Source organism: Streptococcus phocae, assembly GCF_001302265.1.
Lineage (GTDB): Bacteria > Bacillota > Bacilli > Lactobacillales > Streptococcaceae > Streptococcus > Streptococcus phocae.
In genome coordinates, this window is record NZ_LHQM01000001.1 from 21,686 (window position 1) to 46,856 (window position 25,171).

At 39.3% G+C, this 25,171-nt stretch carries 36 protein-coding genes; all 36 read left to right on the forward strand.

The annotated features are described in order from the left end of the window. Positions 1–80: 80 nt before the first annotated feature. On the forward strand, positions 81–986 hold the full coding sequence (locus tag AKK44_RS00110; protein ID WP_054278005.1) for a helix-turn-helix domain-containing protein: 906 nt from the start codon (positions 81–83) through the stop codon (positions 984–986). A 203-nt stretch (positions 987–1,189) separates the two neighbouring features. Continuing rightward, on the forward strand, positions 1,190–2,188 hold the full coding sequence (gene ruvB, locus AKK44_RS00115; protein WP_054278006.1) for a Holliday junction branch migration DNA helicase RuvB: 999 nt from the start codon (positions 1,190–1,192) through the stop codon (positions 2,186–2,188). 171 nt (positions 2,189–2,359) lie between these two features. Further along, positions 2,360–2,827, forward strand: a complete 468-nt coding sequence (locus AKK44_RS00120; RefSeq protein WP_054278007.1) for a low molecular weight protein-tyrosine-phosphatase — start codon at positions 2,360–2,362, stop codon at positions 2,825–2,827. Then, the gene (locus AKK44_RS00125) at positions 2,820–3,221 is read left to right on the forward strand and encodes an MORN repeat-containing protein (protein WP_054278014.1); all 402 of its coding nucleotides are present in this window, start codon (positions 2,820–2,822) and stop codon (positions 3,219–3,221) included. The genes AKK44_RS00120 and AKK44_RS00125 overlap by 8 nt, the downstream gene beginning before the upstream one ends. Continuing rightward, positions 3,218–4,996, forward strand: coding sequence for an acyltransferase family protein (locus tag AKK44_RS00130; RefSeq protein WP_054278008.1), 1,779 nt, complete (start codon positions 3,218–3,220; stop codon positions 4,994–4,996). Before AKK44_RS00125 ends, AKK44_RS00130 begins: the two co-directional genes overlap by 4 nt. Positions 4,997–5,164: 168 nt before the next feature. Further along, complete coding sequence (gene adhE, locus AKK44_RS00135) at positions 5,165–7,813, forward strand: bifunctional acetaldehyde-CoA/alcohol dehydrogenase (protein ID WP_054278009.1); 2,649 nt, start codon at positions 5,165–5,167, stop codon at positions 7,811–7,813. A gap of 150 nt (positions 7,814–7,963) precedes the next feature. Beyond that, positions 7,964–9,250 (forward strand): MATE family efflux transporter, encoded by a 1,287-nt coding sequence (locus AKK44_RS00140; protein WP_054278015.1) that lies wholly within the window; start codon positions 7,964–7,966, stop codon positions 9,248–9,250. Positions 9,251–9,440: 190 nt separating this feature from the next. Then, positions 9,441–9,749 (forward strand): 30S ribosomal protein S10, encoded by a 309-nt coding sequence (rpsJ, locus tag AKK44_RS00145; RefSeq protein ID WP_003046044.1) that lies wholly within the window; start codon positions 9,441–9,443, stop codon positions 9,747–9,749. A gap of 104 nt (positions 9,750–9,853) precedes the next feature. Next, entirely contained in the window at positions 9,854–10,480 is a 627-nt protein-coding gene (gene rplC / locus AKK44_RS00150; RefSeq protein WP_037595661.1) for a 50S ribosomal protein L3, read from the forward strand. A 23-nt stretch (positions 10,481–10,503) separates the two neighbouring features. Further along, positions 10,504–11,127: a 50S ribosomal protein L4 gene (gene rplD / locus AKK44_RS00155; protein ID WP_037595665.1), complete on the forward strand. Its 624-nt coding sequence runs from the start codon at positions 10,504–10,506 to the stop codon at positions 11,125–11,127. Next, on the forward strand, positions 11,127–11,423 hold the full coding sequence (locus AKK44_RS00160) for a 50S ribosomal protein L23 (RefSeq protein ID WP_037595666.1): 297 nt from the start codon (positions 11,127–11,129) through the stop codon (positions 11,421–11,423). The genes rplD and AKK44_RS00160 overlap by 1 nt, the downstream gene beginning before the upstream one ends. A 17-nt stretch (positions 11,424–11,440) precedes the next feature. Continuing rightward, a complete protein-coding gene (gene rplB, locus AKK44_RS00165) occupies positions 11,441–12,274 on the forward strand; it encodes a 50S ribosomal protein L2 (protein WP_037595668.1) in 834 nt (277 codons plus the stop codon). Between the two features lie 144 nt (positions 12,275–12,418). Then, on the forward strand, positions 12,419–12,697 hold the full coding sequence (gene rpsS / locus AKK44_RS00170) for a 30S ribosomal protein S19 (protein WP_054278010.1): 279 nt from the start codon (positions 12,419–12,421) through the stop codon (positions 12,695–12,697). Between the two features lie 15 nt (positions 12,698–12,712). Beyond that, the gene (gene rplV / locus AKK44_RS00175) at positions 12,713–13,057 is read left to right on the forward strand and encodes a 50S ribosomal protein L22 (protein ID WP_012657637.1); all 345 of its coding nucleotides are present in this window, start codon (positions 12,713–12,715) and stop codon (positions 13,055–13,057) included. Positions 13,058–13,069: 12 nt separating this feature from the next. Continuing rightward, complete coding sequence (gene rpsC / locus AKK44_RS00180) at positions 13,070–13,723, forward strand: 30S ribosomal protein S3 (RefSeq protein WP_054278011.1); 654 nt, start codon at positions 13,070–13,072, stop codon at positions 13,721–13,723. Positions 13,724–13,726: 3 nt separating this feature from the next. After that, the gene (rplP, locus tag AKK44_RS00185) at positions 13,727–14,140 is read left to right on the forward strand and encodes a 50S ribosomal protein L16 (RefSeq protein ID WP_037595675.1); all 414 of its coding nucleotides are present in this window, start codon (positions 13,727–13,729) and stop codon (positions 14,138–14,140) included. A gap of 9 nt (positions 14,141–14,149) precedes the next feature. Further along, positions 14,150–14,356 (forward strand): 50S ribosomal protein L29, encoded by a 207-nt coding sequence (rpmC, locus tag AKK44_RS00190; protein WP_003046054.1) that lies wholly within the window; start codon positions 14,150–14,152, stop codon positions 14,354–14,356. Between the two features lie 27 nt (positions 14,357–14,383). Beyond that, positions 14,384–14,644, forward strand: a complete 261-nt coding sequence (gene rpsQ / locus AKK44_RS00195) for a 30S ribosomal protein S17 (RefSeq protein WP_037595682.1) — start codon at positions 14,384–14,386, stop codon at positions 14,642–14,644. Between the two features lie 24 nt (positions 14,645–14,668). Then, entirely contained in the window at positions 14,669–15,037 is a 369-nt protein-coding gene (gene rplN, locus AKK44_RS00200) for a 50S ribosomal protein L14 (RefSeq protein WP_000615920.1), read from the forward strand. Positions 15,038–15,120: 83 nt separating this feature from the next. Next, positions 15,121–15,426, forward strand: coding sequence for a 50S ribosomal protein L24 (rplX, locus tag AKK44_RS00205; protein ID WP_003046059.1), 306 nt, complete (start codon positions 15,121–15,123; stop codon positions 15,424–15,426). 23 nt (positions 15,427–15,449) lie between these two features. Further along, positions 15,450–15,992 carry a 50S ribosomal protein L5 gene (gene rplE, locus AKK44_RS00210; RefSeq protein WP_008087625.1) on the forward strand — a complete coding sequence of 181 codons (543 nt, stop codon included), beginning with the start codon at positions 15,450–15,452 and terminating at the stop codon, positions 15,990–15,992. A gap of 15 nt (positions 15,993–16,007) precedes the next feature. After that, positions 16,008–16,193 (forward strand): type Z 30S ribosomal protein S14, encoded by a 186-nt coding sequence (locus tag AKK44_RS00215; protein WP_002987746.1) that lies wholly within the window; start codon positions 16,008–16,010, stop codon positions 16,191–16,193. A gap of 234 nt (positions 16,194–16,427) precedes the next feature. After that, positions 16,428–16,826 carry a 30S ribosomal protein S8 gene (rpsH, locus tag AKK44_RS00220; protein ID WP_037595684.1) on the forward strand — a complete coding sequence of 133 codons (399 nt, stop codon included), beginning with the start codon at positions 16,428–16,430 and terminating at the stop codon, positions 16,824–16,826. Between the two features lie 164 nt (positions 16,827–16,990). After that, on the forward strand, positions 16,991–17,527 hold the full coding sequence (rplF, locus tag AKK44_RS00225) for a 50S ribosomal protein L6 (RefSeq protein ID WP_037595687.1): 537 nt from the start codon (positions 16,991–16,993) through the stop codon (positions 17,525–17,527). Positions 17,528–17,629: 102 nt separating this feature from the next. After that, positions 17,630–17,986, forward strand: coding sequence for a 50S ribosomal protein L18 (rplR, locus tag AKK44_RS00230; protein WP_037595688.1), 357 nt, complete (start codon positions 17,630–17,632; stop codon positions 17,984–17,986). An 18-nt stretch (positions 17,987–18,004) separates the two neighbouring features. Further along, positions 18,005–18,499: a 30S ribosomal protein S5 gene (gene rpsE, locus AKK44_RS00235; RefSeq protein ID WP_037595691.1), complete on the forward strand. Its 495-nt coding sequence runs from the start codon at positions 18,005–18,007 to the stop codon at positions 18,497–18,499. Positions 18,500–18,513: 14 nt separating this feature from the next. After that, on the forward strand, positions 18,514–18,696 hold the full coding sequence (gene rpmD / locus AKK44_RS00240) for a 50S ribosomal protein L30 (RefSeq protein WP_003046072.1): 183 nt from the start codon (positions 18,514–18,516) through the stop codon (positions 18,694–18,696). A 207-nt stretch (positions 18,697–18,903) separates the two neighbouring features. Then, positions 18,904–19,344: a 50S ribosomal protein L15 gene (gene rplO / locus AKK44_RS00245; RefSeq protein ID WP_037595693.1), complete on the forward strand. Its 441-nt coding sequence runs from the start codon at positions 18,904–18,906 to the stop codon at positions 19,342–19,344. 15 nt (positions 19,345–19,359) lie between these two features. Further along, positions 19,360–20,664 carry a preprotein translocase subunit SecY gene (secY, locus tag AKK44_RS00250; protein ID WP_054278012.1) on the forward strand — a complete coding sequence of 435 codons (1,305 nt, stop codon included), beginning with the start codon at positions 19,360–19,362 and terminating at the stop codon, positions 20,662–20,664. A 143-nt stretch (positions 20,665–20,807) separates the two neighbouring features. Beyond that, positions 20,808–21,449 (forward strand): adenylate kinase, encoded by a 642-nt coding sequence (locus AKK44_RS00255; protein ID WP_054278013.1) that lies wholly within the window; start codon positions 20,808–20,810, stop codon positions 21,447–21,449. A gap of 117 nt (positions 21,450–21,566) precedes the next feature. Then, complete coding sequence (gene infA, locus AKK44_RS00260; RefSeq protein WP_001040189.1) at positions 21,567–21,785, forward strand: translation initiation factor IF-1; 219 nt, start codon at positions 21,567–21,569, stop codon at positions 21,783–21,785. A 25-nt stretch (positions 21,786–21,810) separates the two neighbouring features. Then, positions 21,811–21,927, forward strand: coding sequence for a 50S ribosomal protein L36 (rpmJ, locus tag AKK44_RS08535; RefSeq protein ID WP_000868345.1), 117 nt, complete (start codon positions 21,811–21,813; stop codon positions 21,925–21,927). 17 nt (positions 21,928–21,944) lie between these two features. Further along, positions 21,945–22,310 (forward strand): 30S ribosomal protein S13, encoded by a 366-nt coding sequence (gene rpsM / locus AKK44_RS00265; protein WP_037595701.1) that lies wholly within the window; start codon positions 21,945–21,947, stop codon positions 22,308–22,310. A 17-nt stretch (positions 22,311–22,327) separates the two neighbouring features. Beyond that, on the forward strand, positions 22,328–22,711 hold the full coding sequence (rpsK, locus tag AKK44_RS00270; protein ID WP_003080097.1) for a 30S ribosomal protein S11: 384 nt from the start codon (positions 22,328–22,330) through the stop codon (positions 22,709–22,711). Positions 22,712–22,756: 45 nt separating this feature from the next. Continuing rightward, positions 22,757–23,695, forward strand: coding sequence for a DNA-directed RNA polymerase subunit alpha (locus tag AKK44_RS00275; protein WP_037595702.1), 939 nt, complete (start codon positions 22,757–22,759; stop codon positions 23,693–23,695). Between the two features lie 14 nt (positions 23,696–23,709). Further along, positions 23,710–24,096: a 50S ribosomal protein L17 gene (rplQ, locus tag AKK44_RS00280; RefSeq protein WP_037595703.1), complete on the forward strand. Its 387-nt coding sequence runs from the start codon at positions 23,710–23,712 to the stop codon at positions 24,094–24,096. The last annotated feature ends 1,075 nt before the right edge of the window (positions 24,097–25,171 follow it).

The following is a 25,171-nucleotide window of genomic DNA, read 5'->3' on the forward strand; positions in this document are numbered from 1 at the left end:
TAAGTTTGGGCATATCAATGAGAAAAAAGTGTTAAAATCCTCACCTATATCATGTTATCTGGACCATTATTGGAGAGAAAATGCTAGAGAATTTTGGAGAAAAGGTAAAAGAGCTCAGAATTGAGAAAAATATTACTCGCGAAGAGCTTTGTGGCGATGAAACAGAACTATCCATTCGTCAATTAGCACGAATAGAATTAGGACAATCAATCCCCACATTATCAAAAGTTATGTTTATTGCCAAAGTGCTAGATGTTAGTGTAGGATTTCTAACAGATGGTGCCGAGTTAGAAGTCCCCAAGCGCTATAAAGAACTGAAGTATTTAATCCTAAGAACACCGACCTATATGGATGACCATAAGTTAAAAATCAGAGAACAACAGTTCGATGAAATTTTTGAAGATTATTATGACCAGTTGCCTGAAGAAGAAAAAATCGTTGTTGATTGTTTGCAGTCAAAATTTGATATTTACCAAAGTGGCGATATCAATTTTGGGTCTGCGTTACTAAAGGAATATTTGATTCAAATTAGCAAAAAAGAAATCAATCAAGTAAATGATTTGCTTATCATTGATTTATATTTGACCTGCGCAATAGTTTCTTCGTTTGATCGTGATTTCTTTGATGTTAATTTATACAATTATTTTGCAGACACTATCGTGTTGTTAGAAGATCGTTTTCAGGTAGAAGATTTATTTCTTCTGAACAACCTTTTACTGACTTGTTCAGGAATAGCTGTCAAGCTTGGAATTTTTGAGAAAGTTACAGGCCTAATGAAAGTTAGTCATACCATTATGACAAAGATTCAAGATTTTCAAAAAATGCCTATTTATTGTATGTATTTATGGAAATACCACCTCCATTTGGAAGATAAAGTGTCAGCCAAAGCTTATTTTGAACAAGCAATCATATTTACACAAATGACAGGAGATGCTTATTTAGGAAAACAACTACGAACAGAATGGCAAAAAGATTATGTGGTTTAGTGGACAAAAATGTCCTGTTCAGAGTTATGACAAAATCTTATAATAGATTCTATAAAAAATAATTAGGAGTTAATAATGAACAAATACAAATATTACGCTTTGTTAATCACTAAATTTTTGATGCTCGCTGCGATGGCTGTAACAGATAAAGACTGGTGGCCATTTGGATAAAAACACCGCAAAGATTATGGTATAATAAACCTATGACAAGAATTTTAGATAATGATGTGATGGGTGATGAGTCTTCGATTGAACGGACCTTGCGCCCACAGTATTTACGAGAATACATTGGTCAAGATAAGGTCAAAGAACAGTTGACAATCTTTATTGAAGCCGCTAAGCGGCGAGATGAATCATTAGACCATGTTCTTTTGTTTGGGCCTCCTGGTTTGGGGAAAACCACCATGGCTTTTGTGATTGCTAATGAATTGGGAGTCAATCTCAAGCAAACTTCTGGACCGGCTATCGAAAAAGCAGGAGACTTAGTCGCTATACTGAATGATTTAGAGCCTGGTGATGTGCTTTTTATTGATGAAATCCACCGAATGCCTATGGCTGTTGAAGAAGTCCTTTACAGTGCCATGGAGGACTTTTACATTGATATCATGATTGGTTCGGGAGATACTAGTCGTAGCGTGCACTTAGATTTACCTCCGTTTACGCTAATAGGGGCAACGACGCGAGCAGGGATGTTGTCTAATCCCTTGAGAGCTCGTTTTGGTATTACGGGTCATATGGAGTATTACCAGGTTGATGATTTAACCGAAATTGTCATGCGGACAGCGGATATTTTTGAGATGACCATTGATCAAGAAGCAGCCTATGAACTGGCTCGTCGCAGTCGGGGAACTCCTCGTATTGCCAATCGCCTTTTGAAGAGGGTTCGAGATTATGCTCAGATTATGGGAGATGGTCTCATCACCTCTAAAATTACAGATCAGGCACTTGACATGCTAGATGTTGACCAAGAGGGGCTGGATTATGTCGACCAAAAAATCCTTCGGACAATGATTGAGGTTTATAGTGGTGGTCCTGTAGGCTTGGGAACCTTATCAGTCAACATTTCTGAAGAACGAGAGACTGTTGAGGATATGTATGAGCCTTATTTGATTCAAAAAGGCTTTATCATGCGAACGAGAACAGGTCGCGTGGCAACTCCAAAGGCGTATCAGCACCTAGGATACCCGAGGGTATCTGACTAATTGATCACAACTCTAAAACAACGCTCACAAGGACGTTGTTTTTTTGTGCGAACTGCCAAGGATACCTTTTTTATAAGGTTGAAAGGTATTTTGGTAACAGGGCAAAAAATAGTGATGCATTTTTTTAATTATGCCTTATAAATTTGCTATAATAGACCAAAGGAGTTTTCCATGAAAAAAGTATGTTTTGTTTGTCTAGGGAATATCTGTCGCAGTCCAATGGCTGAATTTGTCATGAAACGTCTAGCATCTCAAGATCAGATTGAGATTAGTAGTAGAGCCACTTCTTCTTGGGAACAGGGAAATCCGATTCACCAAGGAACCCAGTCTATTTTAAACCAATATGGCATTGCCTATGATAAAAAAAAGACAGCTCAACAAATTGACCTTGACGATTTGAGACGATTTGATTATATTATTGGAATGGATCATCAAAATGTCAGTGATCTCAAAAAACTCTCTCAGGGGAAGTGGGATGATAAAATTCACCTTTTTAACGAAGATGGAGTCCCAGATCCGTGGTATACAGGAGATTTTGAGGAGACCTATCAACTGGTGATGCAAGGTTGTCGCGACTGGCTGAGCCAGCTAAAAAATAATAATAGAATAGAAAATGTAGATGAAAAAGATAATGACTAAGTTAAATGATGTGATCAGAACATTAAACATCACTAGGGCTAAAATTGAAATATTTTCGGCGATTGTTATCCTAGTATGTGGCTTTTCAGTGGTAACGCTAATGCTTTCTTCAAAGACTAGCCTGACATATGACCATGGGCAAATCAAGTATACTGGGTACGTGCATAATCACAAGATGAATGGCAAAGGTAAGCTTGTTTTTTCAAATGGAGACACTTACGTTGGTGATTTTAAAAATGGTGTCTTTGAAGGTAAGGGCACATTTACCTCTAGTATGGGGTGGTCCTACAGCGGTGACTTCAAAAATGGTCAGGTAGATGGCCAAGGAACGCTAAAAGCAAAAAATTCGAAGGTCTATAAAGGCACCTTCAAACAGGGGATATTTCAAAAATGAGAGTAAAATGGTTTTCGTTTGTTAGGGTAACAGGACTCTTGCTAGTGTTACTCTATCACTTTTTTAAGAACAGTTTTTCAGGAGGCTTTATTGGTGTTGACGTCTTCTTCACCTTTTCAGGCTATCTCATCACTGCTTTGTTGATTGATGAGTATGCTCGCAAGCACACCATCGATATTGTTGGCTTTTTAAGACGTCGCTTTTATCGCATCTTCCCACCTCTGGTTTTAATGATTTTGGTGACTGTCCCCTTTACTTTCCTGGTGAAGAGTGATTTCATCGCAGGATTTAGGGGGCAGATTGCTGCTGCTCTGGGATTCACAACAAACTTTTATGAGATTCTAACAGGCAGTAGCTATGAAACTCAGTTTATCCCCCATCTCTTTGTTCACACATGGAGCTTAGCTATTGAGGTTCATTTTTACCTGCTTTGGGGAGTTTTGATATGGCTGTTGGCTAAAAAAGATTACACTAATAAACAGTTCAGAGGAACCTTGTTTTTAATCTCTTCAGTCATATTTGCTATTAGTTTTTTAAGCATGTTCGTGCGTGCATTCTTGGTCCCTAATGTGTCGTTGATATACTTTTCAACGCTCTCACACAGCTTTCCTTTCTTTTTAGGAGCTATGTTTGCGACGATGACTGGAATAAAAGAGACTACTGTTCGCTTTCAAAAAAACGTCCGTCTCTGGTCACGACGACATGTTATTGGCGCCATGATGGGTTCTGCTTTTCTACTCTTGATATTGACCTTTGTGCTAGATTTTAATAACATTGTGACTTATTTATTTGGCTTTGTATTAGCTAGTCTGTTTACTTCCGTTATGATTTACGCAGCGCGCGTGCTCAATGATCAAACTCCTGATTGGCAAGAGCCTAAGTTGGTGACCTATATTGCAGATGTCAGCTACGGGGTCTATCTTTTCCACTGGCCGCTTTATATTATCTTTACTCAGATTATGTCAAACTGGCTAGCTGTCTTGTTAACCACCATCTTTTCGTTCTTGTTTGCGACATTGTCTTATTATATTGTGGAGCCGTTTATACAAGGAAAGACACCTAAATTATTTGATTATCATTTAGACTTGACTCCTTATAAAACCTGGTTTGCGGGCCTTGTTAGCGTGTTAGTCTTATTGACCTTAGGGACTTTTTTGATGGCTCCAAAAGTTGGTCGCTTTGAAACTCAGCTCCTCGTTAGTTCCTTAAAGCAGTCACAGAATACGATTAACAGAACGCACACTTTGGCAGCAGGTGACGCTAATGCACTGAGTGATATCAGTATCATTGGTGATTCGGTGGCGTTAAGGTCTAGCGCAGTTTTTGCTAAAATGATGCCAACAGCTCAGTTAGATGCAGCCGTAAGTCGTAGTTTCAAGGACGCTTTTGACGTGTTTGAAAATCAAATCAGATCAAAAACCTTATCTAAAACAACTGTTTTAGCAGTTGGTGTCAACTCTTTGTATAATTACGAAGAAGAAATCCAAAAATTTGCCGATGCGCTTCCAAAAGGCAATCGTTTGGTAATTGTTTCGCCTTACAATGCCAAAAATGCGGCCCAGGTAGCAGAAGCTAGAAATTTAGCGCTAAGACTCTCTAAAAAACACAGCTATGTAGCTGTAGCTGATTGGTATAAGGTTGCTGTTGAAAATCCTGACATTTGGAATGGCAGTGATGGTGTTCACTATAGTGACGCAAGCTCAAAAGGCGCTGAACTTTATGTGTCAACCATTCAATCGGCGATTGAGCGCGTGGCTAAAAAAGATGCAAAATAAGACCTTAAGGTCTTATTTTTTTGACTTCTAAAACACGTTCAAAAAAGTTTGAAAAAAAGTTCACAATTTTATTGTGAAACTATTTACAAACTTAAAAAAAGTGATATAATATCCTTGTAAACAAAAAATTGTGAAACTATTAACAAGTAGTTTCTAGAGGAGAACTATATGGCTGAAACACAATTAACATCAGAACAAAAGATGCAAGTAGCAGAAGCTCATGTTGATGAACTTGTTCAAAAAGGACTTGTTGCCTTAGAGAAGTTCCGTCAATTGAACCAAGAGCAAGTAGATTATATTGTTGCCAAAGCTTCAGTTGCAGCCCTAGATGCTCACGGCATCTTAGCAATGCATGCTTTTGAAGAAACAGGTCGAGGTGTTTTTGAAGACAAGGCTACAAAAAACCTTTTTGCTTGCGAACATGTTGTTAATAATATGCGTGATGTGAAAACAGTTGGTGTTATTGATGATGACCCAATCACAGGCATTACTCAAATTGCGGAGCCAGTTGGTGTTATTTGTGGTGTTACTCCAACAACTAACCCAACATCAACAGCTATTTTCAAATCATTGATTGCTTTGAAAACTCGTAATCCAATCGTGTTTGGTTTCCACCCATCAGCTCAAGAATCATCAGCTCATGCAGCACAAATCGTGCGTGACGCAGCTATCGCAGCAGGAGCTCCTGAAAACTGTATCCAATGGATTTCACAACCATCTATGGAAGCAACTGGTGCTTTGATGAATCATGATGGTATCTCAACAATTCTTGCTACTGGTGGTAACGCGATGGTACGCGCGGCTTACTCATGTGGTAAACCAGCAGTTGGGGTTGGAGCTGGTAACGTTCCTGCTTACATTGAAAAATCTGCTGATATCCGCCAAGCAGCTCATGACATTGTAATGTCTAAATCATTTGACAATGGTATGGTTTGTGCGTCTGAACAAGCAGTTATCATTGATAAAGAGGTTTACAGAGAGTTTGTTGAAGAGTTCAAATCATACAAAACTTACTTTGTTAATAAGAAAGAAAAAGCCCTTCTTGAAGAATACTGCTTTGGAGCAAAAGCTAACAGCAAAAACTGTGCTGGCGCTAAACTAAATGCTACCATCGTTGGTAAACCAGCTGCTTGGATTGCTGAGCAAGCAGGATTCTCAGTTCCAGAAGGAACTAACATCCTTGCTGCAGAATGCTACGAAGTAGGTGTTAACGAGCCTCTTACTCGTGAAAAACTTTCTCCAATTATTGCAGTTATTAAATCTGAAAATGTTGAAGATGGTCTTAAAAAAGCTCGTCAAATGGTTGAGTTTAACGGACTTGGACACTCAGCTGCAATCCATACTAAAGACGAAGAGCTTGCAAAACGTTTCGGTACTGAAATTAAAGCAATGCGTATCATCTGGAACTCTCCATCAACCTTCGGTGGTATTGGTGACGTTTATAATGCCTTCATTCCATCTCTAACACTTGGATGTGGTTCATATGGACGCAACTCAGTAGGTGATAACGTTAGTGCTATCAATCTTCTTAACATCAAGAAAGTAGGGAAACGTAGAAATAATATGCAATGGTTTAAAGTTCCTTCAAAAATCTACTTCGAACGTAATTCAATTCAATACCTTCAAACCTGCGAAGGCATTGAGCGTGTTATGATTGTTACTGACAAATCTATCGAAAAACTTGGATTTGTACAACGCGTTATTGACCAATTGAATGCAAGAACAAACACAGTGGCTATCCAAGTCTTTGCAGACGTTGAGCCAGATCCAGACATCACAACTATCCGTCGTGGTACTGAAGTAATGCGCGCCTTCGAGCCAGATACAATTATCGCTCTTGGTGGTGGATCTTCAATGGACGCTGCGAAAGGTATGTGGATGTTCTATGAGCAACCAGAAGTTGACTTCTCTGACCTTGTTCAAAAATTCATGGATATCCGTAAACGTGCATTCAAATTCCCATCTCTTGGTAAGAAAGCTAAATACATTGGTATCCCAACAACATCTGGTACAGGTTCTGAAGTAACTCCATTTGCGGTTGTATCTGATAAAGCTAAAAATCGTAAATACCCACTTGCTGACTACGCATTGACACCAACAATCGCTATCGTTGACCCAGCTTTGGTTGAGTCTGTTCCAGGATTCATTGCAGCTGACACAGGTATGGATGTGTTGACTCACGCAACAGAGGCATATACTTCAAACTTTGCAAATGACTACACTGATGGTCTAGCGCTTCAAGCTATTAAATTGGTATTTGATTACCTTAAAAAATCAGTTCTTGAAAGCGATGTTGAAGCACGCGAAAAAATGCATAACGCTTCTACAATGGCAGGTATGGCCTTTGCAAATGCCTTCCTTGGTATGAGTCACTCAATGGCTCACAAGATTGGTGGGGTACACCACACTCCTCACGGACGTACAAACGCTATCTTGCTTCCATACGTTATCCGCTACAATGGTACTCGCCCAAGTAAAACAACTACATGGCCTAAATACAACTACTGGAAAGCTGATGAAAAATTCCAAGACATCGCTCGCATGTTAGGATTACCAGCATCAACTCCAGAAGAAGCTGTTGCTTCTTATGCTAAAGCAGTTTATGACTTAGGTACTGCTGTAGGTATCAAGATGAACTTCAGAGATCAAGGAATTGAAGAAAAAGCTTGGATGGATAGCTTGCATGAATTGGCTCTTCTTGCATACGAAGATCAATGTTCACCAGCTAACCCAAGATTGCCACTAGTAGCAGACATGGAAGAAATCATGGCAGATGCTTACTATGGTTATGCTGACCGTCCAGGACGCTTGAAATAATTTTTGAAATCGATGAGATGCAAATCATTACCCCCTGTGCTTTTGACACAGGGGGTATTTTATGTCTAGAATAGAGAATTCCCTAACCGAGAAATAAAATCTATGATACAATAACAAAAAAGATTTTTAAATGGGTATGATATGAAATTAATGACAGATAACCGAAAACAAATCCTCTCAATAGCCATGCCTTCCATGGTAGAAAATATATTACAAATGTTTATGGGAATTGTAGATAACTACCTAGTTGCGCAAATAGGCTTAGTGGCTATTTCTGGCGTGTCCATCGCTAATAACATTATCACCGTCTACCAAGCCCTGTTTATTGCGCTTGGGGCTGCTGTTTCGAGCTTAGTTGCAAGAAGTTTAGCAGAAAAAAATCCATCCAAACACATCAACTACATGACTCAAGCTGTTCAAGTCACACTAGTGTTATCTTGTTTTCTCGGTGTGCTATCAGTAGTCGGGAAACAAAAAATCCTTCAGGTTTTAGGCTCAGAAGCTCTGGTGACAGCAGCAGGAGGTCAGTACTTATCGATTGTAGGTGGTGGTATTGTCGCTTTAGGGTTATTGACGAGCTTGGGAGCCATTGTCCGAGCACAAGGACAAACCAATATCCCCATGCGTGTTAGCCTATTTACAAATGTTATCAATGTGTTTTTGTCATTTTTAGCAATATACGTTTTTGATTTTGGAATAGTAGGTGTCGCCTGGTCCACGGTACTATCTCGCGCTCTTGGAATTTTTGTTTTGTGCTCTTTTCTCCCTATTAAATTAATCCTTAAACAGATGTCCAAACCTCTCGGAAAAGAAGTATTTCATTTATCTCTGCCAGCAGCAGGAGAAAGATTGATGATGAGATTGGGTGATGTTTTGATAGTCGCCATCATTGTTCAATTTGGGACAGAGGCCTTAGCAGGAAATGCTATTGGAGAAACCATGAGTCAATTTAATTACATGCCTGGCATGGGCATGGCTACTGCAACAGTTATATCAGTAGCTAGCCAACTAGGAGGAGGACAAAAAAGTAAAATTGAAGAAACCATCGGAGACAGTTTTTGGCTAGCAACCTTATTGATGGGACCGATAGCTCTTGTTACTTATCTCCTAGGACCATTTGCTATTCCTTTGTTTACGGAAAACCCGAATGCCCAACAAGCCGTTATGGTGGTGCTTTTATTTTCTCTCATTGGTGTGCCAGCCACGTCTGGTACCTTAGTCTATACCGCAGCTTGGCAGGGAATCGGGAAACCCAAACTGCCGTTTTATGCCACAACGATTGGCATGTGGCTGATCCGGATTATTTTAGGGTATGTGCTTGGTGTGAGTTTAGGCTACGGGCTGTTAGGTGTCTGGTTAGCAACGGTTTTAGATAATTCAGTCAGATGGGCCATTCTTTATCAGGCTTTTAAAAAGGAACAAAAGCTTGTTCAATAAAAAATAATATAAAAAACAAGAAAAAGGCTTGCAATGGGTCTTTTTTTTTGTTATGATATTATGGTGCTGTAAAATACAGCTATAGCTATGATACGAGAGGTTGCGACACGCTCGGTTGCATTGCCACGCAACACGTGTTGGTTTTCTCGAGGAGCTAGCCTATTATCGTAAATAGACGAGAGGAGAAAAGATGGCAAACAAAAAAATCCGTATCCGTTTGAAAGCGTACGAACACCGTACACTTGATACAGCGGCAGAAAAAATCGTTGAAACTGCAACACGTACAGGTGCGACAGTAGCTGGACCAGTTCCACTTCCAACAGAACGCAGTCTTTACACTATTATTCGTGCGACTCATAAATACAAAGATTCTCGCGAACAATTTGAAATGCGTACACACAAACGCCTTATCGATATCGTGAACCCAACTCAAAAGACTGTAGATGCTCTTATGAAATTGGACCTTCCAAGTGGTGTAAACGTAGAAATCAAACTTTAATGTGATTTCTGAGCACAAAAAACGCTCGTAAAAAACTTTTTTGAGCACAAAAAACGCTCATTAAAAACTTTTGAAATATTATTAAGAAAAGGAAATATTTTCTCATGACAAAAGGAATCTTAGGGAAAAAAGTGGGAATGACTCAAATCTTCACTGAATCTGGTGAATTTATCCCTGTCACTGTCATCGAAGCAACTCCAAACGTTGTGCTTCAAGTTAAAACTGTTGAAACAGACGGTTACGAAGCAGTTCAAGTTGGTTTTGATGACAAACGTGAAGTATTGAGCAACAAACCTGCCAAAGGCCATGTAGCAAAAGCTAACACAGCTCCTAAGCGCTTCATTCGTGAATTCAAAAACATTGAAGGCTTAGAAGTTGGAGCAGAAATTACTGTAGAAACATTCGCAGCTGGAGATGTTGTTGATGTGACTGGAACTTCAAAAGGTAAAGGTTTCCAAGGTGTTATTAAACGTCACGGACAATCTCGTGGACCAATGGCTCACGGATCTCGTTACCATCGTCGTCCAGGTTCAATGGGACCTGTTGCGCCAAACCGTGTTTTCAAAAACAAACATTTGGCAGGACGTATGGGAGGCAACCGTGTAACAATTCAAAACCTTGAAATTGTACAAGTTATTCCAGAAAAGAACGTTATCCTAATCAAAGGTAATGTACCAGGTGCTAAGAAATCTCTTATCACTATCAAATCAGCAGTTAAAGCTGCTAAATAATAAGAAAGGAGAAAACAGTTAAAATGGCAAACGTAAAACTATTTGACCAAACTGGTAAAGAAGTTAGCACAGTCGAATTAAACAGCGCTATCTTCGGTATCGAACCAAACGAATCAGTTGTTTTTGATGTTGTAATCAGCCAACGCGCTAGCCTTCGTCAAGGTACTCATGCGGTTAAAAATCGTTCAGCAGTATCAGGTGGCGGACGTAAACCATGGCGTCAAAAAGGAACTGGACGTGCTCGTCAAGGTTCTATCCGTTCACCACAATGGCGTGGTGGTGGTGTTGTCTTCGGACCAACTCCACGTTCATACGGGTACAAACTTCCACAAAAAGTTCGTCGCCTTGCTTTGAAATCAGTTTACTCAGCAAAAGTTGCTGATGAAAAATTTGTAGCTGTAGAAAACCTTTCATTTGCAGCGCCAAAAACTGCTGAATTTGTGAAAGTTCTTTCAGCGCTAAGCATCGATTCAAAAGTACTTGTTATCGTTGAAGAAGGTAATGAATTTGCAGCACTATCTGCTCGTAACCTTCCAAACGTTAAAGTTGCAACTGCAACAACTGCAAGTGTTCTTGATATTGTCAATAGCGATAAACTTCTTGTAACTAAAGAAGCAATCTCTGCAATTGAGGAGGTTCTTGCATAATGAATTTGTACGACGTAATCAAAAAACCAGTTATCACTGAAAAATCAATGTATGCCCTTGAAGAAGGAAAATACACATTTGAAGTTGACACACGTGCGCACAAACTTTTGATCAAACAAGCTGTAGAAGCTGCATTTGACGGAGTTAAAGTTGCTAACGTAAACACTGTTAACGTAAAACCAAAGGCTAAACGCGTTGGTCGTTACACAGGTTTCACTTCAAAAACTAAAAAAGCTATCATCACTCTTACAGCTGATTCAAAAGCAATCGAGTTGTTCGCAGCTGAAGCTGAATAATCTAAGGAGGAAATAACGTGGGTATTAAAGTTTATAAACCAACGACAAATGGCCGTCGTAACATGACTTCTTTGGATTTCGCTGAAATCACAACAAGCACACCTGAGAAAACATTGCTTGTTTCTCTCAAAAACAAAGCTGGTCGTAACAACAATGGTCGCATTACTGTTCGTCACCAAGGTGGTGGACACAAACGTCATTACCGTATCATTGACTTCAAACGTAACAAAGATGCTGTTGAAGCAGTTGTTAAAACAATTGAGTATGATCCAAACCGTACAGCTAACATCGCTCTTGTACATTACACTGACGGAGTTAAAGCTTACATCATTGCACCTAAAGGTCTTGAAGTAGGTCAACGTATTGTTTCTGGACCAGATGCAGATATCAAAATTGGTAACGCATTGCCTCTAGTAAACATCCCAGTCGGTACAGTTGTTCACAACATCGAGTTGAAACCTGGTAAAGGTGGAGAACTTGTACGTGCTGCTGGAGCATCTGCTCAAGTATTGGGTCAAGAAGGAAAATACGTGCTTGTTCGTCTTCAATCAGGCGAAGTTCGTATGATTCTAGGTGCTTGCCGTGCAACAATTGGTACAGTTGGTAACGAACAACAGTCATTGATTAACATCGGTAAAGCAGGACGTAACCGCTGGAAAGGCATCCGCCCAACAGTTCGTGGTTCTGTAATGAACCCTAACGATCACCCTCATGGTGGTGGTGAAGGTAAAGCACCAGTTGGACGTAAAGCGCCATCTACTCCTTGGGGTAAACCAGCGCTTGGTCTTAAAACTCGTAACAAGAAAGCTAAGACAGACAAACTTATCGTTCGTCGTCGCAACGAAAAATAATGGAGTCACTAGAAGTCTAGTATGCTAATTAGACTTCTTGTCACCTTTATTTTACTCGTTTACGCTTATCTAACTTCCGCCAACTCGGTAGTTCTTCAGTGAACAAGCCGTTGTGGTACAACATTTAAAGGAGAAAACTACAAAATGGGACGTAGTCTTAAAAAAGGACCTTTCGTCGATGAGCATTTGCTAAAAAAAGTTGAAGCTCAAGCAAAAGACGAAAAGAAAAAAGTAATTAAAACTTGGTCACGTCGTTCAACGATTTTCCCAAGTTTCATCGGATACACAATCGCAGTTTATGATGGACGTAAGCATGTTCCTGTTTACATCCAAGAAGACATGGTAGGTCACAAGCTTGGTGAATTTGCACCAACTCGTACTTACAAAGGTCACGCAGCTGACGACAAGAAAACACGTCGTTAATAGGAGGAGGACACAATGGCAGAAATTACTTCAGCTAAAGCAATGGCTCGTACAGTGCGTGTTTCACCTCGTAAAACACGTTTAGTACTTGATCTTATCCGTGGTAAGAAAGTTGCTGATGCAATCGCAATCTTAAAATTTACTCCAAACAAAGCAGCTCGTGTTATTGAGAAAACTCTTAACTCAGCAATTGCTAACGCAGAAAACAACTTTGGTTTGGAAAAAGCTAATTTGGTAGTATCTGAAACATTCGCAAACGAAGGACCAACAATGAAACGTTTCCGTCCAAGAGCGAAAGGATCAGCTTCACCAATCAACAAACGCACAACTCACGTAACAGTAGTTGTGGCAGAAAAATAAGGAGGTAAAATCGTGGGTCAAAAAGTACATCCAATTGGTATGCGTGTCGGTATCATCCGTGACTGGGATGCGAAATGGTATGCTGAAAAAGAATACGCGGATTACCTTCATGAAGATCTTGCAATCCGTAAATTCATTAAAAAACAATTAGCAGAAGCGTCAGTTTCAACTATTGAAATTGAACGTGCTGTCAACAAAGTGATTGTTTCACTACATACTGCTAAACCAGGAATGGTTATCGGTAAAGGTGGAGCAAACGTTGACTCTCTTCGTGGTCAACTTAACAAATTAACTGGTAAGCAAGTACACATCAACATCATTGAAATCAAAGCACCAGACCTTGATGCTCACCTTGTTGGTGAAAACATTGCTCGTCAACTTGAGCAACGTGTTGCTTTCCGTCGCGCTCAAAAACAAGCTATCCAACGTACAATGCGTGCTGGAGCTAAGGGGATCAAAACCCAAGTTTCAGGTCGTTTGAACGGTGCTGATATCGCTCGTGCCGAAGGTTATTCAGAAGGAACTGTTCCTCTTCATACCCTTCGTGCTGATATCGACTATGCTTGGGAAGAAGCAGATACTACATATGGTAAACTTGGTGTTAAAGTTTGGATTTATCGTGGTGAAGTTCTTCCAGCTCGCAAAAACACTAAAGGAGGCAAATAACATATGTTAGTACCTAAACGTGTTAAACACCGCCGTGAATTTCGTGGGAAAATGCGTGGTGAAGCCAAAGGTGGAAAAACTGTAGATTTTGGTGAATTTGGTCTTCAAGCTACAACTAGCTCATGGATCACTAACCGTCAAATCGAAGCTGCTCGTATCGCGATGACTCGTTACATGAAACGTGGTGGTAAAGTTTGGATTAAGATCTTCCCTCATAAATCTTATACAGCTAAAGCTATCGGGGTTCGTATGGGTTCTGGTAAAGGTGCACCTGAAGGTTGGGTATCACCTGTTAAACGTGGTAAAGTAATGTTTGAACTTGGTGGGGTTTCTGAAGAAATCGCTCGCGAAGCTCTCCGTCTTGCTAGCCACAAATTACCAGTTAAATGCAAATTCGTAAAACGTGAAGCAGAATAAGGAGAAGACATGAAACTTGAAGAAATCAAAAAGTTTGTTGCTGAGCTTCGTGGCTTGTCTCAAGAAGAGCTTGCTAAAAAAGAAAACGAACTCAAAAAAGAACTTTTCGACCTTCGTTTTCAAGCTGCAGCAGGTCAACTTGATCAAACTGCCCGTTTGAACGAAGTTAAAAAACAAATTGCACGTGTGAAAACTGTGCAATCTGAAATGAAATAATAGATTGGGAAAGGAGAAATTCTAATAATGGAACGTAATCAACGTAAAACCCTTGTTGGACGTGTGGTATCTGACAAGATGGACAAAACAATCACTGTTGTAGTTGAAACAAAACGTAACCACCCAGTCTATGGTAAACGTATCAACTATTCTAAAAAATACAAAGCACATGATGAGAAAAACCTTGCTAAAGAAGGCGATATTGTTCGTATCATGGAGACTCGTCCGCTATCAGCTACAAAACGATTCCGTCTTGTAGAGGTTGTGGAAAAAGCTGTTATTATCTAATCAAACTAAAAGGAGAAAATTGAAATGATTCAACAAGAAACTCGCTTGAAAGTTGCTGATAATAGCGGTGCCCGTGAGATCTTGACTATCAAAGTACTTGGTGGTTCAGGACGTAAATTCGCTAACATCGGTGACGTAATCGTTGCTTCTGTAAAACAAGCTACTCCTGGTGGAGCGGTTAAAAAAGGTGATGTTGTTAAAGCTGTTATTGTTCGTACAAAAACTGGTGCACGCCGTCCAGACGGTTCATACATCAAATTTGACGACAATGCTGCGGTAATCATCCGTGATGACAAAACTCCTCGCGGAACTCGTATCTTTGGCCCAGTTGCACGTGAACTACGTGAAGGTGGCTACATGAAGATTGTTTCACTTGCACCAGAAGTACTTTAATCTTTAAAAAGAAACAAACTAAGTCCCCTAGGTTTTACCTAGGGTGCCCATAGGGGCGTAAGAAAAAATAGGAGAAACCCATAATGTTTGTAAAAAAAGGCGACAAAGTTCGCGTAATTGCTGGTAAGGACAAAGGCACTGAAGCTGTTGTTCTTAAAGCACTTCCGAAAGTTAACAAAGTTGTTGTTGAAGGTGTTGGCATGATTAAAAAACACCAAAAACCAAATACTGAAAACCCTCAAGGTGCTATCGTAGAAAAAGAAGCTCCAATCCATGTATCAAACGTCCAAGTTCTTGATAAAAATGGTGTGGCAGGACGTGTTGGTTATAAAGTTGTCGACGGCAAAAAAGTTCGTTACAACAAAAAATCAGGCGAAGTGCTTGATTAATCACGAAGGAAAGGAGAAGCATAATGGCAAATCGTTTAAAAGAAAAATATACTAACGAAGTAATTCCTGCGTTGTCAGAGAAATTCAATTACACATCAGTTATGGCTGTGCCAAAAGTTGAGAAAATCGTTCTTAACATGGGTGTTGGTGATGCTGTATCAAACGCAAAAAACCTTGAAAAAGCTGCTGCTGAGTTAGCGCTTATTTCAGGACAAAAACCACTTATTACTAAAGCTAAGAAATCAATCGCTGGCTTCCGTCTTCGTGAAGGTGTTGCAATTGGTGCGAAGGTTACTCTTCGTGGCGAACGCATGTACGAATTCCTAGACAAATTGGTTAGCGTTTCACTCCCTCGTGTTCGCGATTTCCACGGTGTACCAACAAAATCATTTGATGGTCGTGGTAACTACACTCTTGGTGTGAAAGAACAACTTATCTTCCCAGAAATCAACTTTGATGATGTTGATAAAGTGCGTGGTCTTGATATCGTAATCGTCACTACTGCAAATACTGACGAAGAATCACGTGAATTGCTTAAAGGCCTTGGAATGCCTTTTGCAAAATAATAGGGGGTAAATAAATTGGCTAAAAAATCTATGATTGCTAAAAACAAACGTCCTGCGAAACACTCAACCCAAGCATACACTCGTTGTGAAAAATGTGGACGTCCACATTCAGTTTACCGCAAATTCAAACTTTGCCGTGTTTGCTTCCGTGAGTTGGCTTACAAAGGTCAAATTCCAGGTGTTGTTAAAGCTTCTTGGTAATAATATGTGGCAACGAACCCATGCATTCTGATAAAGAGACTCCTTTTTTGATTGCTTAATCACAAAAAGAAAGACCTTGATTGGAATGTTAGTTCTTGTTGCACTATATAATAAAAGAATCACTATTGATTCGAGTTCAATGAGGCATCAACCAAAATTGAACATAACTAGCCCTAGGGCATCATTAACTAGCAAGTGAGTTATTCAAACTACTAGTAAGAGGAGAACATAAAAATGGTTATGACTGACCCAATCGCAGACTTTTTGACACGTATTCGTAATGCTAATCAAGTAAAACACGAAGTGCTAGAAGTACCTGCATCAAACATCAAAAAAGGGATCGCAGACATCCTTAAACGTGAAGGTTTTGTTAAAAACGTAGAAGTTATTGAAGACGACAAACAAGGAATCATCCGTGTATTCCTTAAATATGGTCAAAATGGCGAACGCGTTATCACTAACTTGAAACGTATTTCAAAACCGGGTCTTCGTGTGTATTCTAAACGTGAAGATGTTCCTAAAGTTCTTAACGGACTAGGAATTGCAATCATTTCAACTTCTGAAGGTCTTTTGACTGACAGAGAAGCTCGCCAAAAAAATGTTGGCGGTGAAGTGTTAGCATACGTTTGGTAATTTAAGATAGAAAAAGCGTGATGGTTTGTGTGTCATAAAGAGTAATGTCTATTCACACAAATCATGGCTTTGGTTCATTTAGTTTACTAAATGACCTATCAGCACCAAACGCCCCGTGAAAACTCGTCGCATTAGCGGCTTGACAATCTAACAGGAGAAAAATAATGTCACGTATTGGTAATAAAGTAATTATCATGCCTGCAGGTGTTGAAATCAGCAACAACAATAACGTTGTTACTGTTAAAGGCCCTAAAGGCGAACTCACTCGTGAGTTCAACAAAAAAATTGAAATCAACATCGAAGGAAATGAGATCACTCTCACTCGTCCTAACGACTCAAAAGAAATGAAAACAATCCATGGGACTACTCGTGCGAACTTGAACAACATGGTTGTTGGTGTTTCTGAAGGTTTCAAAAAAGATCTTGAAATGAAAGGTGTCGGTTACCGTGCACAACTTCAAGGATCAAAACTTGTCCTTTCAGTAGGTAAGTCTCACCAAGATGAAGTAGAAGCTCCAGCAGGTATTACATTTACTGTAGCTAACCCAACATCAATTTCAGTTGAAGGTATCAACAAAGAAGTTGTTGGACAAACTGCTGCTTACATCCGTAGCTTGCGTTCACCAGAGCCTTATAAAGGCAAAGGTATTCGTTACGTTGGTGAATACGTACGTATCAAAGAAGGTAAAACTGGTAAATAATGTCCATGGTTGGACATTAGAAAGAGTTTTCTATCTTTTGCCCAACTGTCTTATTTACAACTTGTCAAATAGACAAACTTAAAAATTTAAGAGGTGAAAATTGTGATTTCGAAACCAGATAAAAACAAAATCCGCCAAAAACGCCATCGTCGCGTTCGCGGTAAACTCTCTGGAACTGCAGAACGCCCACGTTTGAACGTATTCCGTTCTAATACAGGCATCTACGCTCAAGTTATTGATGACGTAGCGGGTGTAACGCTCGCAAGTGCATCAACTCTTGATAAAGAAGTTTCTCAAGGAACAAAAACTGAACAAGCCGTTGTAGTCGGCAAACTTGTTGCTGAACGTGCAGTGGCTAAAGGTATTTCTGAAGTGGTGTTTGACCGCGGTGGATATCTATATCACGGCCGTGTTAAAGCTATGGCTGACGCAGCTCGTGAAAACGGATTGAAATTCTAATAGGGAGGACACAAAATAATGGCATTTAAAGATAATGCAGTTGAACTTGAAGAACGCGTAGTTTCTATTAACCGTGTTACAAAAGTTGTAAAAGGTGGACGTCGTCTCCGTTTTGCAGCCCTTGTAGTTGTTGGTGATGGAAATGGTCGTGTTGGATTCGGTACTGGTAAAGCTCAAGAAGTACCAGAAGCTATTCGTAAAGCGGTTGAAGCTGCTAAGAAGAGCATGATTGAAGTACCAATGGTTGGCACAACAATTCCTCACGAAGTTTACACAAACTTCGGTGGAGCAAAAGTATTGTTGAAACCAGCTGTAGAAGGTTCTGGAGTTGCCGCTGGTGGTGCAGTACGTGCCGTCATCGAATTAGCAGGTATTGCTGATATTACTTCAAAATCTCTAGGTTCTAATACACCAATCAACATTGTTCGTGCAACTGTTGAAGGACTAAAACAACTTAAACGTGCAGAAGAAGTTGCCGCACTACGTGGCATCTCAGTTTCTGACTTAGCATAAGAAAGGGGATCATCATGGCTCAAATTAAAATTACTTTGACTAAGTCTCCAATCGGACGTAAGCCAGAACAACGTAAAACAGTTGTTGCTCTTGGACTTGGTAAATTAAACTCTTCAGTAATCAAAGAAGATAATGCAGCTATCCGTGGTATGGTTACTGCAATCTCTCACTTGGTTACCGTTGAAGACGTTAAATAAACGCTTCGTTAGGAAACGCAAGTTTTCTAGATTAATTCGCAGAACCGACTTTTGTCAGTTATTCATGATTGAGTGACTAACAGTGGTCGGTTAGTGTGTATCAATGGTTGCCGTAATGCAACTGAGTTAAATAATGTATAGGCGAGTTTCTATAGGAGGTCCTTTCTTCCTATAGAGGCGCTAGCATTTTACAAAAAAGGAGAAAAAATGAAACTTCATGAATTAAAAGCTGCTGAAGGTTCACGTAAAGTACGTAATCGTGTTGGACGTGGTTCTTCATCAGGTAATGGTAAAACATCTGGCCGTGGTCAAAAAGGTCAAAAATCTCGTAGTGGTGGCGGCGTACGCCTTGGTTTTGAAGGTGGACAAACACCATTATTCCGTCGTATTCCAAAACGTGGATTTACAAACATCAATGCTAAAGAATACGCTCTTGTTAACCTTGATCAACTAAATGTTTTTGAAGATAACACAGAGGTTACTCCAGTTGTTCTTAAAGAAGCTGGAATTGTCCGTGCTGAAAAATCAGGAATTAAAATTCTTGGTAACGGCGAATTGACTAAAAAGTTGACTGTTAAAGCAGCTAAATTCTCAAAATCTGCTGAAGCAGCAATCACTGCTAAAGGCGGTTCAATCGAAGTTATCTAATGAGGGGAACTCATTATGTTCTTAAAAATACTTAAAGATGCATTGAAAATAAAGGCTGTTAGAAAAAAAATCTTTTTCACAATCTTTATTATCCTTGTATTCCGAATCGGGACACACATTACTGTTCCAGGAGTGAATGCAAAAAGCTTAGAGCAATTGAGTGAATTACCCTTTTTGAACATGTTGAACCTGGTTAGTGGGAATGCCATGAGAAACTTTTCTGTTTTCTCAATGGGTGTTAGTCCATACATCACGGCATCGATTGTTGTTCAACTTTTACAAATGGATATTTTACCCAAGTTTGTTGAGTGGGGCAAACAAGGAGAAGTTGGCCGTCGTAAGTTAAATCAAGCTACGCGTTATATTTCTTTAGTATTGGCTTTTGCTCAATCAATCGGTATCACGGCTGGCTTTAACGCCATCTCAAGTGTCGCTTTGGTAAAAACACCAGATGTATCTACTTACTTGCTTATCGGAGCATTGCTCACAACTGGTAGTATGGTTGTTACCTGGCTTGGTGAACAAATCACAGATAAAGGTTTTGGTAATGGGGTGTCGATGATTATCTTTGCAGGGATTATCTCAGCAATTCCAAACGCCATTGCAACAATCCGTGAGGATTATTTTGTCAACGTTAAAGCAAGTGATATGCAATCGTCATACCTTGTTGTTGGTATCTTGATTTTAGCAGTTCTTGCAATTATCTTTTTCACAACCTATGTTCAACAAGCGGAATACAAAATTCCAATCCAATATACAAAACTTGTTCAAGGAGCACCAACAAGTTCATACCTTCCCCTTAAAGTAAATCCAGCAGGCGTCATTCCCGTTATCTTTGCCAGCTCGATTACAACTATTCCAAGTACGATTATACCTTTCTTTCAAAATGGTCGAGATATTCCGTGGTTAAATCAACTACAAGAGCTATTTAACTATCAAACCCCAGTGGGAATGATGGTCTATGCACTATTGATTATTTTGTTCTCTTTCTTCTATACTTTTGTACAAGTAAACCCTGAGAAAACAGCTGAAAATCTACAAAAGAACTCGTCCTACATTCCAAGTGTTAGACCTGGACGTGAAACAGAACAATTTATGTCATCATTGCTAAAAAAATTAGCAACAGTAGGAGCAATTTTCCTAGCTTTTATCTCTCTTGCACCCATTGCAGCACAACAAGCCCTAAACCTTTCTTCTAGTATTGCTTTAGGAGGGACTAGTTTGCTGATTTTGATCTCAACAGGTATTGAAGGGATGAAACAACTTGAAGGCTATCTTCTCAAGAGAAAATATGTCGGATTCATGAACGCTACAGAATAGAATACAGGTTGACAATGTCAACCTTCTATTTTGTTTTTTAATGACAACAAGACTTTTAAACAGCATTATTATTTCTTGTTGCCATTTGAAAACAAAATACAAAGGAAACTTTCCTATATTATTTAGTCAAAAAGGAGAAAAAGATGAACCTTTTAATCATGGGATTGCCAGGTGCTGGCAAGGGAACTCAGGCAGCAAAAATTGTTGAATCGTTTGGTTTGATTCATATCTCAACAGGAGATATGTTCCGTGCCGCAATGGCTAATCAAACAGAAATGGGAAAACTTGCCAAGTCATACATTGATAAAGGCGACTTGGTACCAGATGAAGTAACAAATGGTATTGTCAAAGAGCGTCTTGCTCAAGCAGACATTAAAGAAAAAGGCTTTTTGTTAGATGGCTATCCAAGAACAATTGAGCAAGCTCAGGCTTTGGATGTCACCTTGAAAGATTTAGGACTTTCGCTCGACGGTGTTATCAATATTGATGTTGATCCTGCTTCTTTGCTTGAGCGATTGAGCGGACGCATTATTAATAAAAAAACAGGGGAAACCTTCCACAAAGTCTTTAACCCACCAGTAGGAGACTATGACGAGAATGATTTTTACCAACGTGAAGATGATAAGCCAGAAACTGTGAAACGTCGTTTAGATGTTAATATTGCTCAAGGGGAACCTATTTTGGGACATTATCGTCAAGCTGACCTTGTTCATGATATCGATGGCAACCAAGCCATTTCAGAAGTTTTTGATGCCATTTCAGAAGCAATCAAAAGCTTAAAATAAAATAAGGATAAGTCTTGCGCAAGCTATTGCTATGTGATATAATAGGCTAGTCTGACTTATAATTGTTACCTCTGTTTTTCAGAGGACATCAAATCGAAATTTAGGGGGTGCTTTTGCGTGGCAAAAGAAGACGTGATTGAAATTGAAGGCAAAGTTGTAGAAACAATGCCAAATGCAATGTTTACTGTTGAATTAGAAAATGGCCATCAGATTTTAGCAACTGTATCAGGAAAAATCCGCAAAAATTACATTCGTATTTTAGTGGGTGACCGTGTTACTGTAGAGATGAGTCCATATGATTTGACACGTGGACGCATCACATACCGCTTTAAATAATCGAAATAATTGGAGGGATTAAAAAATGAAGGTAAGACCATCGGTTAAACCAATTTGCGAATACTGCAAAGTCATTCGTCGTAACGGTCGTGTTATGGTGATTTGTCCAACAAATCCAAAACACAAACAACGTCAAGGATAAGATAGAAAGGAGACAAAATGGCTCGTATAGCTGGAGTTGATATTCCAAATGATAAACGCGTAGTAATTTCACTTACTTACGTCTTCGGAATTGGTCTTGCAACGTCTAAAAAAATCTTAGAAGCAGCTGGTATCTCAGAAGATATCCGTGTTAAAGATTTAACATCAGACCAAGAAGATGCAATCCGTCGTGAAGTAGACGCTATCAAAGTTGAAGGTGACCTTCGTCGTGAAGTGAACTTAAACATCAAACGTTTGATGGAGATCGGTTCATACCGTGGAATTCGTCACCGTCGTGGACTACCTGTTCGCGGACAAAACACTAAAAACAACGCTCGCACTCGTAAAGGTAAAGCTGTCGCGATTGCAGGTAAGAAAAAATAAAATAGGAGGTAAAAAAATTGGCTAAACCAACACGTAAACGTCGTGTGAAAAAGAATATCGAGTCAGGTATTGCTCACATTCACGCAACATTTAACAACACTATTGTTATGATTACAGATGTGCATGGTAACGCTCTTGCATGGTCGTCAGCCGGTGCTCTTGGTTTCAAAGGTTCTCGTAAATCTACTCCTTTTGCTGCTCAAATGGCTGCAGAGGCTGCTGCAAAATCTGCGCAAGAACACGGATTAAAAACTGTTGAAGTTACTGTAAAAGGTCCTGGTTCAGGTCGCGAATCTGCAATCCGTGCCCTAGCTGCTGCTGGTCTTGAAGTAACTGCAATTCGTGATGTGACTCCTGTACCACACAATGGTGCTCGTCCTCCAAAACGTCGTCGTGTATAATCAAAAAACAAATAGTACACAAGTTTCGTTTCGAGGGGTGAAAAAATGATTGAGTTTGAAAAACCAATAATAACAAAAATTGATGAAAAAAAAGATTACGGTAGATTTGTAATCGAACCACTTGAACGTGGATATGGTACAACTCTAGGTAATTCTCTTCGTCGTGTACTCTTGTCGTCCCTTCCAGGTGCAGCAGTTACGTCAATTAAAATTGATGGAGTATTACACGAATTTGATACAATCCCAGGTGTACGTGAAGATGTTATGCAAATAATCCTTAATGTTAAAGGACTTGCAGTAAAATCATACGTCGAAGACGAAAAGACTATTGAACTTGAAGTAGAAGGCCCTGCAACTGTAACTGCGGGGGATATTCTCACCGATAGTGATATCGAACTTGTAAACCCGGATCATTATCTTTTTACCATCGCTGAAGGACATTCTCTGAGAGCAACAATGACCGTTGCTAAAAAGAGAGGCTATGTGCCAGCTGAAGGCAACAAAAAAGATGATGCACCTGTGGGCACACTGGCAGTAGATTCAATCTATACGCCAGTTAAAAAAGTTAACTATCAAGTAGAACCTGCCCGCGTTGGTAGCAATGATGGCTTTGATAAGTTAACAGTTGAAATCATGACAAACGGAACAATTATTCCTGAAGATGCATTAGGACTATCTGCTCGTGTATTAATCGAACACTTAAATCTATTTACTGATTTGACAGATGTTGCGAAAGCTACAGAAGTTATGAAAGAAACAGAAAAAGTGAACGACGAAAAAGTATTAGACCGAACCATCGAGGAACTTGATTTGTCCGTACGCTCATATAACTGTTTAAAACGTGCCGGAATCAATACGGTATTTGATTTGACAGAAAAAACTGAGCCTGAAATGATGAAAGTTCGAAACCTTGGACGTAAGAGTCTTGAAGAAGTTAAGATAAAACTTGCTGATCTTGGTCTCGGACTAAAAAACGATAAATAATATAGGAGGACAAAATGGCTTACCGTAAACTAGGACGCACAAGCTCTCAACGTAAAGCAATGCTTCGTGATTTAACTACAGATCTTCTAATCAACGAATCAATTGTAACAACTGAAGCACGTGCAAAAGAAATCCGTAAAACAGTTGAAAAAATGATTACACTTGGTAAACGTGGTGATCTTCATGCTCGTCGCCAAGCTGCTGCATACGTACGCAACGAAGTTGCATCAGAAAACTATGATGAAGCTAATGATAAATACACATCAACTTCAGCACTTCAAAAACTTTTCTCTGAAATTGCACCTCGTTATGCAGAACGTAACGGTGGATACACTCGTATTCTCAAGACAGAACCACGCCGTGGAGATGCTGCTCCAATGGCAATCATTGAATTAGTTTAATTTTTATCAATTTTGTTGAGTGTTATGATGATGGAATAGGTTATTAACTATTCTTAGTCTAGCTCTGGTCTACCGCTAGGAAAACTCCTAGCGGGAACACTCATCATGTTGTTAGTAAGTAACGCTTGTTTACGAAATGTTTCTAAAACATAGAAATTTTTCGTAAGCAGGCGTATTTTGATTGCCAAAATTTGGGTCAGAGTAGTAAAATTGCTAAAAATCTATGCTTTTGGCTATCATATTATTAAAAAATCGAGAGAGATTAAACGATTGATTGGCTTTTAAAAAGTATCATCCTAGTTTGGAGGTGAGTAACGAATAAAATATTCAGGAAATTTAAGTTAGACGGTAGATATTTGCTACGTAATAACATTTTGATAAACTTAAGGAGCAAAGCTATACAGAGGGGTCAAAGCTTCTTAAGCATCAGCTAGATCATAGGCAGAGCTGCCACAAGCTACTAATACAGCTCATAGGAAGCTCCAGAGTGCTTCAGTAGCAGTTTAAACTGATTAGATGGTATCTAGGGACATGAGTCTAAACAACGCCCTGTGCCTTATGTAACTAGACAGTTTAGGAATGAGGGACTTGATATGGCATAAGAATGATTTATAGTTGATCAGTTAGTAATGCCTTGCTATGGTCACTGCAACAAGTTTGAGATAGGTTTACACCAATAATGTTCCAGCTATTAATGAAAAAATGTACTAGCCTTAACAATTATCTCTGATTGGAATTGTACTTGGACCCCATGCCATGAGTAATCATTTTATAGATAGTTTTAACAGGTTTAGGGATTATTTAGTCTTTTCATCAGTTCATTAAACAAAATCAGCTTTAGAAATTTCAAATAAACAGCATTCTGTTATTGTCAAATATTTCTCTTTGAGGTATAATACTTTTATATCTCAAAAGTAAGTCTTTGTATTGAACGACAATTGCATCTTTTTGAGATAGCTTCTAATATCTAAATCTATTAATATTATTTTTAAATGTTTGTGTTGATAAAAAATATTTAAAAATATGACAAAACCTATTGACAAAGGTGTGATAGTGTCGTATACTAATAAAGTTG